At 47.1% G+C, this 12,814-nt stretch carries 11 protein-coding genes; all 11 read left to right on the forward strand.

All coding sequences use genetic code 11. The annotated features are described in order from the left end of the window. The first annotated feature begins 4 nt into the window (after positions 1-4). The 11 genes from rsmD (at position 5) to I2B62_RS00475 (ending at position 12,781) form a co-directional block, all read left to right on the forward strand. A complete protein-coding gene (rsmD, locus tag I2B62_RS00425) occupies positions 5-574 on the forward strand; it encodes a 16S rRNA (guanine(966)-N(2))-methyltransferase RsmD (RefSeq protein ID WP_195267015.1) in 570 nt (189 codons plus the stop codon). Next, positions 571-1,062 (forward strand): pantetheine-phosphate adenylyltransferase, encoded by a 492-nt coding sequence (coaD, locus tag I2B62_RS00430; RefSeq protein WP_195267016.1) that lies wholly within the window; start codon positions 571-573, stop codon positions 1,060-1,062. The genes rsmD and coaD overlap by 4 nt, the downstream gene beginning before the upstream one ends. Next, entirely contained in the window at positions 1,059-1,505 is a 447-nt protein-coding gene (locus I2B62_RS00435; protein ID WP_013381586.1) for a hypothetical protein, read from the forward strand. The genes coaD and I2B62_RS00435 overlap by 4 nt, the downstream gene beginning before the upstream one ends. Before the next feature lie 89 nt (positions 1,506-1,594). Then, positions 1,595-2,443 (forward strand): S1-like domain-containing RNA-binding protein, encoded by an 849-nt coding sequence (locus I2B62_RS00440; protein WP_195267017.1) that lies wholly within the window; start codon positions 1,595-1,597, stop codon positions 2,441-2,443. 11 nt (positions 2,444-2,454) lie between these two features. Further along, complete coding sequence (locus I2B62_RS00445) at positions 2,455-3,606, forward strand: DUF362 domain-containing protein (protein WP_195267018.1); 1,152 nt, start codon at positions 2,455-2,457, stop codon at positions 3,604-3,606. Positions 3,607-3,692: 86 nt separating this feature from the next. Beyond that, entirely contained in the window at positions 3,693-5,339 is a 1,647-nt protein-coding gene (gene ilvB, locus I2B62_RS00450) for a biosynthetic-type acetolactate synthase large subunit (RefSeq protein WP_347707777.1), read from the forward strand. Between the two features lie 10 nt (positions 5,340-5,349). Beyond that, on the forward strand, positions 5,350-5,838 hold the full coding sequence (gene ilvN / locus I2B62_RS00455) for an acetolactate synthase small subunit (RefSeq protein WP_195267019.1): 489 nt from the start codon (positions 5,350-5,352) through the stop codon (positions 5,836-5,838). A 12-nt stretch (positions 5,839-5,850) separates the two neighbouring features. Then, entirely contained in the window at positions 5,851-6,744 is an 894-nt protein-coding gene (locus I2B62_RS00460; RefSeq protein ID WP_195267020.1) for a DMT family transporter, read from the forward strand. Positions 6,745-6,976: 232 nt separating this feature from the next. After that, positions 6,977-7,495, forward strand: coding sequence for an NADH-quinone oxidoreductase subunit NuoE (gene nuoE, locus I2B62_RS00465; protein ID WP_013381580.1), 519 nt, complete (start codon positions 6,977-6,979; stop codon positions 7,493-7,495). Between the two features lie 3 nt (positions 7,496-7,498). Beyond that, complete coding sequence (locus I2B62_RS00470; protein ID WP_195267021.1) at positions 7,499-9,259, forward strand: NADH-quinone oxidoreductase subunit NuoF; 1,761 nt, start codon at positions 7,499-7,501, stop codon at positions 9,257-9,259. A gap of 15 nt (positions 9,260-9,274) precedes the next feature. Further along, on the forward strand, positions 9,275-12,781 hold the full coding sequence (locus tag I2B62_RS00475) for an FAD-dependent oxidoreductase (protein ID WP_195267022.1): 3,507 nt from the start codon (positions 9,275-9,277) through the stop codon (positions 12,779-12,781). Positions 12,782-12,814: the final 33 nt, after the last annotated feature.

Below are 12,814 nucleotides of genomic sequence, written 5' to 3' on the forward strand. Positions count from 1 at the left end.
CGAAATGCGCGTAATAGCAGGTGAAAAAAGGGGGACAAAGCTCGTATCCATCGGCGGTGACTGGATAAGGCCAACGACTGATAAGGTTAAAGGGGCTGTTTTTAACAGCGTCCAGATCGAACTGAGGGAAGCCCAGATCTTTGTGGATCTTTTTGGCGGAAGCGGTGCTATGGGCATAGAAGCGCTGAGCCGCGGTGTTCCCCAGGCCTATTTCTTTGATATTTCCAAAGACAGTATTGGTATCATTAAGAAAAATTTAAAACTGACCGGTTTTGAAGGCAAAGCAATTATAAAAAATTGTTCAGCAGAAGAAGGAATTGGTTTTTTATGCAAAAATTCAGTAAAATGTGATATGATATACATGGATCCACCGTATAAGGATGGGATCGGCATGATTTCGATCGTGGAAAAAATTTGTGAGAAAAATATCTTGAATTCTGATGGAATTATAATGATGGAACATGAAAAATCTGTTATAATGCCAATAACGATTAAATCATTTGCAAAATATAAAGAAAAAAAGTACGGAACGACTTTAATCAGTTTTTATAGTTGGGAGAATGTTGGTCAATGAGAAGTGCTGTGTATCCCGGAAGCTTTGACCCGGTTACCTTTGGTCATTTGGACATTATAGAAAGGGCCTCGAAGCATTTTGACAGGGTCATCGTGTGTGTGATGGTAAATTATAAAAAGAAATACCTGTTTTCCAGTGAGGAAAGGTGTGCGATGATTTGGGAGAGCGTGGCGCATCTGGAAAACGTAGAGGTTGATACTTCGTCCTCACTGCTGGTGGATTATGCTAAGGAAAAGGGCGCCCAGGTAATTTTAAAGGGGCTTCGGACAGTGCAGGACTTTGAATTTGAACTGCAGATGGCACTGACAAATAAAAAACTGGACAATGATGTTGAAACTTTTTTCATGGTGACAAACAATCAATATTCCTACTTGAGCTCAAGCGTTGTGCGGGAGCTTATGGAATTCGATGGGGATGTGTCAGATTTCATACCTCCACATGTTGAAAAAGCGATACGGATAAAATATGGGAAGGATGCTAGAGAATGAAGGTTTTAGAACTGCTAACTGAATTGGAAGAACTTGTGGAAAAGGGAAACACCCTGCCATTTTCGTCAAAGGCCTTGGTCAGTCCTGAAGAAATTATGGAAATTATCGATGAAATACGGGAAGAGCTGCCGGCAGAGCTGGTACAGGCCCGGGAAATAGTAGAGCAAAAGAAGAAAATAATGGTTGAAGCAGAAGGAGACGCAGAACGGATCAAAAACGAAGCTGAGAAAAAGCTGAAGGAAATGATCGATACCAACGAGATTACACGAACCGCGACTGCCCAGGCCGAAACCATCATAAAAAATGCCCAGGCAAGTGCGAAAGAGCTGAGAATCGGGACCCAGCATTACTCTGATAAGATACTCTATAACCTCCAGGTACAGCTGAAAGAGCTGAACGATAAAATCGAAGCAAACCGAAAAGAAATTAAAGAAATTAAGTAATGGCTGAATAGGACTTTTTAAGTCCTATTTTTTGCAATAAGATAAATCTGTATACAATATTTTAAAAAAGGAATAAGTGGAAAAGTAAAGTGATCGAAATAGGAAAAATACAGCATCTGACGGTTGACCGTCAGACCTCAGTAGGTTTATATTTGGCAGCGGATGACAGCAGCGATAAAAAGAAGGACAGCGTTTTGCTGCCACAAAAGGAGATCCCCCAAAATTGTAAGGTCGGCGATGAAATCGAGGTGTTTGTTTATCGTGATTCCCAAGACCGGCTTATCGCAACGACCAGAAAGCCCAAGATTACGCTGGGTGAGTTCGCTCCCTTAAAAGTGGTGGACATCACTAAGGTTGGCGCTTTTTTGGACTGGGGCTTGGAGAAAGACCTTTTACTGCCCTATCATGAGCAGATTACAAAAGTGCAGAAGGGACGGGAATACCTTGTGAATCTTTATATTGACAAGAGCGGCCGCCTGTGTGCGACCATGAAAGTTTATCCGTTGCTTAAAGCCCAATCGCCCTACAAGGACGGCGACTGGGTCGAGGGGTACATTTATCAGATCAATCCAGAGCTTGGAGCCTTTGTCGCTGTGGATAACGCCTATCATGGCATGATTCTGAAAAATGAAATGACGACCGATTTTCACTGCGGGGATAAAATCAAAGCCAGGGTTGCAGAAACCCGAAAGGACGGCAAGCTGGTTTTAAGCCCCAATAAAAAGGCTTATAAAGAAATACCCAAGGACGCTCTTTTGATATTGGACAAACTGAAAAAAAACGGCGGAATGCTGCCGTATAATGATAAAACCAATCCGTCGATTATCAGCAAAGAGTTTAAAATGAGCAAGAGCTCCTTTAAACGCGCGTTGGGTAAGCTGATGAAAGAAAAGAAAATAAAACAAACGGCCAACGGCATCGAGCTGGTTGGTAAATAAAGAGGTATGGAATGTCTCAGGTAGCTTTAATTCAATGCGATTCCTATGACGCGGAGGCTGTATACAAAGCCTTGAAGCAGGGCGTAGCCGCATTGGGAGGGATTGAACGTTTTGTCCGCCCGGAGGAAAAGATTTTACTGAAGCCAAACTTGCTTCGCGGGAAGAAAAAAGAAAGCGCTGTAACGACCCATCCGGCAGTGTTTGAAGCCGTGGCCCGTATTTTGGAAGAAGCCGACTGTAAAAAGATATGTTATGGTGATTCTCCAGGAATCGGTAACCCTGAAAAGGTCGCAGAGGAATCGGGAATCAAGGAGGTGGCCGACCGGCATGGTATCTCGCTGCTGGAATTTTCAAAAGGAAAATCAGTTGCCTATCCCGAGGGAGTGACGACCAAAAAATTTGAACTGGCTGAGGGTGTCTTGGAAAGTGATGCCATCATCAGTATCAGTAAGATGAAAACCCACGGTCTCACACGGATTACCGGTGCGGTAAAAAACCAGCTTGGCTGTGTCTATGGATTTAACAAGGGAGCGTGCCACGCGCGCTATCCTGACAGCCTGCAATTTGGGAAAATGCTGGTCGATCTGAACCTCTGCATAAAGCCACGCCTTTTTGTCATGGATGGAATTATCGCAATGGAGGGCAACGGACCGGCGTCTGGCACACCGGTTGCCATGAACCTGCTGCTGGTTTCGGATGATCCCGTGGCTCTGGACGCTACCTTTGCGCGTCTGGTGGATCTGGAGCCGTCCTATGTGCCAACCATTGCTTCTGGAAATGAAATGGGGCTTGGCACAAGTGATGTCGATAAAATTGAAATTCTTGGCGAAAGGCTGGAGGACCACATCAACCGCAATTTTAACGTTGAGCGGATTCCCGTCCGGTCTGAGGAGAACAGCACCATTGGCCAGCTGTCTAAAATAAGAGGATTGATCACCAGAAAGCCCGTTATTATTGAGGAGCGCTGTGTGCGCTGTGGTATCTGCGTGGCGTCGTGTCCTTTAGAGGATAAGGCCCTGACCTGGAAGGAAACACGCAAGGGCCGCGTGCCGCATTACAATTATCATAAATGTATTCGGTGCTACTGCTGTCAGGAAATGTGTCCTAAAAAGGCGATTACTGTTAAGACGCCGCTCTTAGGCAAGTTGCTGATATATCGTTAAATTTTTATCTTTTAAAATAGTCTTGACAGTTTATTTTAAAAATAATATCATAGACTGAATTACTAAATTATACTAAAGTAAAGGGAGTGATTCCACTGTTAGCTGCAAAATTGATTTTAAAGTGTTTGGAAAAAGAAAACGTGGAGGTCGTCTTCGGTTATCCGGGCGGTGCGCTGCTGCCCTTGTACGAAGCATTTCGCGAATCACCCATCCAGCATGTGCTGGTCCGGAATGAGCAGGCAGGACCGCATTATGCCAGCGGTTATTCAAGAGAGTCCGGCAAGGTTGGGGTCTGTCTGGCAACCTCTGGTCCGGGAGCAACCAATATGGTTACTGGAATCGCTACCGCTTATCTGGATTCTATTCCGATTGTTGCCATTACAGGCCAGGTTAACAGAGACCTTATTGGAACCGATGCTTTTCAGGAAGCCGATATTACCGGTGCGACAGAGCCGTTTACCAAGCACTCTTATCTGGTTCAGGACGCGGCCGACATTCCCCGGATTATACGGGAAGCCTTTCACATTGCATCTACAGGTCGTCCGGGCCCTGTTTTAATTGATATTCCAAGAGATGTGCAGAATACGAATCTCAAAAGTGTCAACTATTGTGAAAAGGTCGAAATACGCGGGTATAAGCCAACCTATGAAGGTCATACAGGCCAGATAAGGCGGGCCATCAGAAAGATGAAGTCCTCCAGACGCCCGATTATTTATGCAGGCGGCGGTGTGGTTTTAAGCTACGCTGAAAAAGAACTGCTTACCTTTGCGGAGCAAAACGGTATTCCTGTTATCACAACCCTGATGGGGGTTGGCTGTTTTCCAGAGGATAATCCGCTGTACTGCGGCATTGCGGGCAGCCATGGCTTTGAGTACTCAAATAAAATTTTAGAGGCGGCGGATCTATGCATATGTGTCGGCGCCCGGATGTCTGACAGGGGAACCAACAATCTGATGGACTTGATCAATGATATGGAGCTCATTCATATTGATATCGACCCTGCAGAGATCGGAAAAAACATCGACGATACCAACGTGCCCATTGTAGGCGACGCGCGTACGGTTCTGCTCGACCTGATCCAGAAGGATTTAAAGAAGGATACCAGAGACTGGCTTAAAACCATTGAGATCATCAAAGAGAATCATCCGCTTCTGTACGATACACATTTGGAATTAGGCCTGGTAAACCCCAAGCTTTTGTTTGAAAAATTAGGAGACATCGCTTCGGATAACGCAACGATTGTAGCTGATGTTGGCCTGAACCAGATATGGTCCGCGCTGTACTTTAAGGTTTGTAAGGAACGTCATTATTTTACCTCTGGCGGTCTGGGAACCATGGGCTACAGCATTCCCGCCGCTGGCGGGGTGGCCTTTGCGACAAGGGAAAATCCAAAGCAGGTCTTCGCGATTTGCGGCGATGGTAGCTTCCAGATGTCCATGGGTGAGCTGGGGGTTATTGCAGAGCATAATCTAAATATCAATATTATTATGATCAACAATCATAAGCTGGGGATGGTACGCCAGCTTCAGCACGATATTTATGGTAAAAATCATTACAGCGGCACAGACATTAACTTCAGCATTGACTTTATGAAGCTGGCTGAGGCATACGGCATTAAAGGGTATCAGGCAAGCTCAAACGCCGAAGCCGAAGCGGCCCTTAACGATGCTATTTCCCATAATGGGCCAACTCTGATTGAATGTCAGGTTCATGAAGACTTTATAAAGATTTAGGAGAGAAGCCATGGAAAACTATTGTTTATCCCTCTTGGTTGAAAATAACTTTGGGGTTTTAAGCCGTATTGCAGGGCTTTTTGCAAGACGCGGCTATAATATCGACAGCCTGACTGTCGGTACGACAGAGGATGCCAAGGTATCGCGCATCACCATTACGGTGACAGGTGATGAGCATATTCTTGCGCAGATAAAAAAACAGCTGAACAAGCTAATCGACGTTATCAAGGTCATTGAGCTCAAACCGGAGGAATCTATTCGCCGGGAGCTGGTGTTTATCAAGGTTAAGGCCAATGACGAAACCCGTTCCAATATCGTGGAAATCTCCAACTTATTCAGAGCCAATGTTGTGGATGTGGCCCGCGAAAGCCTGGTACTGGAAATAACCGGAACCCGGGATAAGGTGGACGCGTTCTTTAACATGATTGAGCCCTATGGAATTCTGGAATTTGTGCGTTCCGGCGATACCGGCCTTCAAAGAGGCCACCGGATGATTTAGGTGCTGTGGGGAATGAATTCAAAAAATAGAGGAGCATGCTTTATTTTACTGGCCGTCACGCTAATGAGCACAGGCGGCCTTTTAATTAAAAGCATTGAAGCGAGCGCGATCAGCATTGCCTTTGCGAGAAGTCTGATCGCAGGCTGTGTTTTTCTGCCATTCATAAAATGGAAAAAAGTCCGATTCAGTAAAAATTACATTGGTCTTATTATTTCTTATACATACTTAACCATCAGCTTTGTCATCGCGACAAAGCTGACGACAGCTGCCAACGCGATTATACTGCAGTGTACAGCGCCGCTGTGGCTCTATCTGGCTTATCTGATCAGCGGTAAAAAAAAGCTGGTCACGCGGGAGTTTGTGCCACGGGTTACAATTTTGGCTGGAATTATCATTATTTTTTGCGATCCATTGAATGCTTCAGGTAACGCGACCGCCATGGCTGGTAATCTTTTGGCCCTGTCCGCAGGTATTGCCTATGCGCTGGAGCAGTATTTTATGGAGAAAAAATACCCGATGGGCGATATTACCATCATCGGATTTATCAATTTTGTTATGGCTGGGGTAATGCTCATATTCATGCACAGCCAGATATCCTTCTCAGGTCTCCCCACGATAAACTGGCTGTATCTTATATTGCTTGGCGTCTTTCAAATTGGTATTTCTTACCTGTTTTTTCTTAAAGGAGTTCGACTGGTATCTGCCTTTGAAGCGTCGATTCTTTCGCTGCTGGAGCCAATACTAAACCCGGTTTTTGTGTTTTTCTTTGTGGGGGAGGTTCCGAGCACCTACACAATTTGCGGGTTCGCAGCTATCTTATTCGGTATTGTACTGACCCTTGTACCGAATAAAAAGACAGCTTTGGCAGACCAAAAACTAGAAGAAACAGCTGAGACTAGAGAGTAGAAAAAATTATTAGAATAAAAGTGAAAAAATTCGCAAAAGGTCTTGCAAATTCGTAAAATAGGAGTATAATAAAGACAATAAGGATTTATACTATAGAATAAGAAAATATTACTGTGGATTCATCCCGTTTTATCCTTAAAACGGGAAAATTTCTTTAGAAAAATTGGATACATTGTGCAAGTGGAAGAAGTTGAGGAAACCTGTTAAATCAGGAAAAAAGTAAGGAGTAATTATGAATCACGAACACCATCATGATCATCACTGCGGCTGCGGCTGTCAGGATGAGCCCAAATTCCCAGAATTAGATGCAGTTCTGGACGCGTATGCCGATGTAGCAGGAAGCCTGATTACCATCCTGCAGAAGGCTCAGGAAACCTATGGCTATCTGTCCCCGGACTTAATGCTGTATATTTCTCGTGAAACAGATATTCCAGTAGCGAAAATATACGGTGTTGCAACTTTTTATGCTCAGTTCCGCATGAATCCTGTTGGCAAGCATCTGATCATGCTCTGTCAGGGAACAGCCTGTCACGTTAATGGATCTTCAATGATTGAGGAAGCCGTTGTGGAGCATCTTGGCATTAAAGAGGGCGAAACCACCGAGGACGGTCTTTTTACCCTGGAAAATGTCGCCTGTCTGGGCTGCTGCTCTTTATCTCCGGTGATGATGATCGACGGAGAGACCTATGGCCAGCTGACAAAGGATAAAGTGGTTAATATTTTAACAGAGCTCAAGGAACAGGAGGCGTAGACAATGGAAAACTATAAAGTAATCATTGGGCAGGGAAGCTGCGGTATCGCTGCCGGCGCTGCAAAGGTTGAAGAAGCCTTTAAAGATCAGATTGCCGCTAAAAATCTGAGTATTGACCTTGAAAAAACCGGTTGTATCGGGACCTGCTATCTTGAACCCATTGTGGATGTGGTTGATCCCTCAGGCGCTAAGATTACCTACGTCAATGTCGATACCGGCGATGTTGAGCGTATTGTGGATGAACATATCCTTGGGCAGAAAAATATTACAGACCTGGAAATGGCAGCTCAGGACAAGGAAATGATCGCCAAGCAAAAACGCGTGGTGCTTCAGAACTGTGGTGTCATTGACCCGGAACGTCTTGAGGATTATCTGGCAGTCGACGGCTATAAGGCCGCTAAAGGAGCTGTTGAGGAGATGACACCGGAAGAAATTATTAATACCGTTAAAGTAGCCGGGCTGGCTGGCCGCGGCGGGGCAGGCTTCCCAACCTGGTTTAAATGGAATGAAGCCCATAAGGCCAAGGGAGACGTCAAGTATTTAGTCTGCAACGCCGACGAAGGCGACCCTGGTGCCTTTATGGACCGTTCGGTACTTGAAAGTGATCCACATGCGCTCATTGAAGGGATGATTATTGCAGCCAGGGCCATCGGCGCTGGACAGGGTGTTGTCTATGTCCGTGCAGAGTATCCACTGGCCATAAAACGTCTTGAGAATGCCATCGGACAGGCTCGTGAGGCAGGCTATCTTGGTGAGAATATCTTTGGGTCCTCCTTCAGCTTTGATCTGAGAATTAAAGCCGGCGCCGGCGCTTTCGTCTGCGGTGAAGAAACCGCTTTGATTGCGTCGCTGGAAGGGGAACGCGGGATGCCGCGTCTCAAGCCGCCATTTCCGGCCCAAAAAGGCTACTGGGCAAAACCGACCAATATCAACAACGTTGAAACCTATGCGAACGTACCGTGGATTTTCAGAAATTCCGGTGAAGCTTACGGACAGCTCGGAAATGAAAATTCCAAGGGCACCAAAGTATTTGCCCTGACTGGTAAAATCAAAAAGGGCGGTCTGGTTGAGATTCCAATGGGCTTAACTCTGCGTGACGTCATTTATGATATCGGCGGCGGTATCAAAAATGATAAGGCATTTAAAGCGGTTCAGATGGGCGGACCATCCGGTGGATGTGTTCCAGCTGAGCTGGTGGATACCGTTATCGACTATCCTTCTATTACTAAAACTGGCGCGATCATGGGCTCCGGCGGGATGGTTGTCATGGATGAAACCACTTGTATGGTTGATATGGCCCGCTTCTTCCTGGATTTTACCCGGAAGGAATCCTGTGGTAAATGCAACTACTGCCGTATCGGAACCATGCGTATGCTTGAAATTCTGACCCGTATCACAGAAGGCGAAGGACGTGACGGCGATATTGAGCTTCTAGAAGAGCTTTGTCTCAAGGTTAAGGAGGGCTCGATGTGTGGCCTTGGCCAGACAGCGCCGAACCCGGTTCTTACCACCCTGCGTTATTTCAGAAACGAATATGAGGACCATATCTACAGACATAAATGTACAGCTCACAGCTGTAAGGCCTTGATTACCTACAGCATTGATGAGGAAAAATGTGTCGGCTGTACCCGCTGTGCCAAGAACTGCCCGGTTGAGGCCATTTCGGGCACACCTAAAAAGGTTCATGTTATCGATCAGGAAAAATGCGTTAAGTGCGGAAAATGCGCCAGCGTTTGTAAGTTTGATGCGGTAATCGTGGATTAGGAAGGAGTGAGGGACATGAAGAAATTAAGAATTAATATTAACGGAAAAGAAGTAACGGGTTTTGCAGAACAGACTATTTTGGACGTTGCCCGCGAAAACGGTATTGACATCCCAACTCTTTGCTATGACGAACGCACCGAGGTTTATGGCTCCTGCGGCCTCTGCATGGTAGAGGTTGAGGGAAATCCAAAACTGCTGAAAGCCTGTGCAACCCCCATCGTGGAAGGTATGGTCATCACGACCAAGTCCGACAGAGTGCTGGAATCCAGGAAAACCAACCTGGAGCTTCTGCTTTCCAAGCACATTGGCGATTGTGTGGCGCCGTGTCAGCTGGAATGTCCGGGACAGACAGACTGCCAGGGATATGTTGGGCTTATAGCCAACGGAGAATACGAGGAAGCCATTAAGCTGATCAAGGACCGTCTGCCTCTGCCGGCATCCATCGGGCGTGTCTGTCCGCATCCCTGCGAAAAGGCCTGCCGCCGAGGTTTGGTGGATGAACCTGTTTCAATCTTGTGGCTCAAGCGTTTTGCAGCGGATCTGGACATTGACAAGGGAATGTTTATGCCAGAGGTTGCGCCAGACACTCACAAAAGCATTGGTGTCATCGGCGGCGGCCCAGGCGGTTTAACAGCAGCCTATTTTCTGAGAAAAGCCGGCCATGCCGTTACCATCTATGAAGCCATGCCCAAAGCTGGCGGCATGCTGCGCTATGGGATTCCGGAGTACCGTCTGCCAAAGACAGTCCTGGATGAAGAAATCAAGCTGATCGAAGATATGGGTGTTACTGTTAAGACGGGTGTGCGCATTGGCGCGGATCTGCCTTTTGAGAGTCTGAGAAAACAGCATGATGCCATGTATGTGGCCATTGGCGCCTGGACCAGCAGTGGACTGCGCTGTGAAGGCGTAGACGCAGATGGCGTTATTGGCGGGATCGAGTTGCTCAGACAGATTGTCAACAATGAGCCGGCGAACCTGGGCGATAAGGTCGCCATTGTCGGCGGCGGGAATACCGCCATGGACGCCTGCAGAAGCGCGGTGCGCCTGGGGGCAAAGGAAGTCTACAATGTATACCGTCGTACTGTTGCCGAAATGCCGGCTGAACAGGAAGAAATTGAGGAAGCGCAGGAAGAGGGCGTTGTCTTTAAAAACCTGTGTAACCCGATTGAAATCATCAAGGATGAAAATGGTCATGTTAAGCAGATGCTGCTTCAGAAAATGGAGCTGGGCGAACCAGACGCCAGCGGACGCCGTCGGCCTGTGCCCATTGAGGGTGAAACTGAGCTGATTGACGTGGACACCGTTATTCTGGCGATTGGCCAGGGCATTGACCCTGAAGGAATGGATGGACTTGAGCTGACGAAGTTCAATACCATTGTCGCAGATGAAGAAACCTTTACGACGAATCTCGAAGGCGTCTTTGCGGGCGGCGACTGTGCCAATGACGGCGCTTCCATTGCTATCCGCGCCATTGGCGAAGCCAAAAAAGCAGTCGGCTTTATCAACGAATATCTTCAGGGCCGGGAAATCTGCTACCGTAAGCCTTATTATGTTACGCGTGATGATATCGACGCAGATTACCTGGAAGGCAAAAAGAAGTACAAACGGCCTCCGATGGCACATCTGACACCAGAGGAACGTAAAGATACTTTTGAAGAAATTGTCAAGGGCTATACGCCCGAGCAGGCCAGAGAAGAAGCGTCTCGTTGTCTGGAATGCGGCTGTCACGATTATTTTGAATGTAAGCTGATCGATTATGCCAACCGGTACGATGTGGCGCCTGAACGCTTTGACGGTGAAAATGAAGAGCTGATTTTTGATGATGACCACCCGTTTATTGTGCGTAACCCCAACAAGTGTATTCTCTGCGGACGCTGTGTACGCGCCTGTGATGAAGTCGTGGGTGTGACAGCGCTTGGTCTGATGAACCGTGGCTTTGATACGGTTGTGGTACCGGCTCTCGGTGGAAAATTAGCTGATTCCGGTTGTATTTCCTGTGGTACCTGTATTTCTGTATGTCCCACCGGAGCGCTGGGAGAACGCGCAAGAGGCTTCAAAAACGTTCCGACCGATACGAAAAAGACCCTGACAACCTGTGGCTACTGCAGTGCCGGCTGCCAGATGGTAGTTGAAACTATGGGCGATACCATTGTAAAAGCAGTACCGATGGATATCAGCGCTGCTGCTAATGAAGGGGTAATGTGTGGCCGTGGCCGTTTTGGAACAAACCAGGTACAGTTGGGCGACCGCCTGACAAAACCGTTAATCCGCAATGCAAAGGGCCAGCTGGAAGAAGCAAGCTGGTACGACGCTTTTGTTGCCATTGCCAAAAAAGCGCAGACCATTTCAGCAAGAAATGGAGCGGAGGCTTTAAAAGTCGCTGTTTCACCGAAATATACCACTGAAGAAATTGCCATCATTAAAAAGCTGGCAGACACTCTGCAAGCAGAAACCTTCTCTTTCAGCAATACCATTCATGGCGAGGATGCTGTACTGCCATGCAGCGGCGAAATCCACAGTATGGATGAATTGCTGTCATCAGACGCGATACTGGTGCTGGGATGTCTGCGGACAAACAATCCTGTACTGCGCTATAAGCTCAGCCAGGCTTCAAACCACGGTGCTTCCATCTTCTTTATCAATGCGGCTGAAGATGGCATGAACCGCATCGGGGATGAATTTACAACCGAATATGATGATTTGGATTTTCTGGGTGAAATTACAAAATACGTTCTTGAAAACCGTAAGACAGCAGACGTACCCGACGGCTTAGAGGCCCTGAAGGATTCCCTGGCAGCGCTGGAGATCAGCGAGGAATCTGAAATGATCGGGAATGCGCTGGTGAGCGCAAAACACCCAATGGTGGTCCTTGGCGGCAAGTATATCACAGAAGAAGCTTCTGCTTTGGCCGCTGATATCGCGGTTCTCTTAGGAATGAGCGACGGACCGAGACGCGGCATTTTCAGAGTTGAACAGAAAAATAACAGCAAAGCGCTTAGTTTATTGGGCGTTACTCAGACACAGCAGGTGCTGGACGCTGCAAGGGGAATCATGATCTTTGGTGAGGACCCCAATGCGGACTTATCTGGCTATGATTTTGTCATGGTTCAGGATACGCACCTGACCTTAGCAGCCCAGAAGGCAGATGTTGTGCTTCCGGCTCTGGCATTCCCAGAAGTTGCGGGAACCTTTATCAATACCGAGGGCAGGCTGCAACGTGTAACGTCGGCCGTTGAGCGCCCATTGCCCTACACCAACATTGGGATGGTAGTAGAAATCGGAAAAATTCTGGGCGAAAGCCTTGGGTCCACCTGTACCGGCTTGATCCGCAGAGCCCTTCAGACAGAGCTTCCTGAACTGAGGAACGTGGAAGTCGGCGGTCAGATCAAAAATGGCAGTTGTGAAGGCTCAGTTCGGCTGGTACCGATGAAAAAAGATGGATGCCTTTTTGAAGAAATCCCCTATACCGACTTCCTGATGAATGAAATCACTGGTGAAATTAAAAGTGTAACACGTAAATAAAAAAAGAAGAGCTTCCTGATTTGATATGATCCC

The sequence above is a fragment of the Eubacterium sp. 1001713B170207_170306_E7 genome (assembly GCF_015547515.1).
Classification (GTDB): domain Bacteria; phylum Bacillota; class Clostridia; order Eubacteriales; family Eubacteriaceae; genus Eubacterium.

Excerpts from the sequence above, each read along its gene's own strand:
- coaD (WP_195267016.1), top strand. The coding sequence starts at position 571 with ATGAGAAGTGCTGTGTATCCCGGAAGCTTTGACCCGGTTACCTTTGGT.
- rsmD (WP_195267015.1), top strand. The coding sequence starts at position 5 with ATGCGCGTAATAGCAGGTGAAAAAAGGGGGACAAAGCTCGTATCCATC.
- I2B62_RS00470 (WP_195267021.1), top strand. The coding sequence starts at position 7,499 with ATGGAAAACTATAAAGTAATCATTGGGCAGGGAAGCTGCGGTATCGCT.
- I2B62_RS00445 (WP_195267018.1), top strand. The coding sequence starts at position 2,455 with ATGTCTCAGGTAGCTTTAATTCAATGCGATTCCTATGACGCGGAGGCT.
- I2B62_RS00475 (WP_195267022.1), top strand. The coding sequence starts at position 9,275 with ATGAAGAAATTAAGAATTAATATTAACGGAAAAGAAGTAACGGGTTTT.
- I2B62_RS00460 (WP_195267020.1), top strand. The coding sequence starts at position 5,851 with ATGAATTCAAAAAATAGAGGAGCATGCTTTATTTTACTGGCCGTCACG.
- I2B62_RS00435 (WP_013381586.1), top strand. The coding sequence starts at position 1,059 with ATGAAGGTTTTAGAACTGCTAACTGAATTGGAAGAACTTGTGGAAAAG.
- ilvN (WP_195267019.1), top strand. The coding sequence starts at position 5,350 with ATGGAAAACTATTGTTTATCCCTCTTGGTTGAAAATAACTTTGGGGTT.
- nuoE (WP_013381580.1), top strand. The coding sequence starts at position 6,977 with ATGAATCACGAACACCATCATGATCATCACTGCGGCTGCGGCTGTCAG.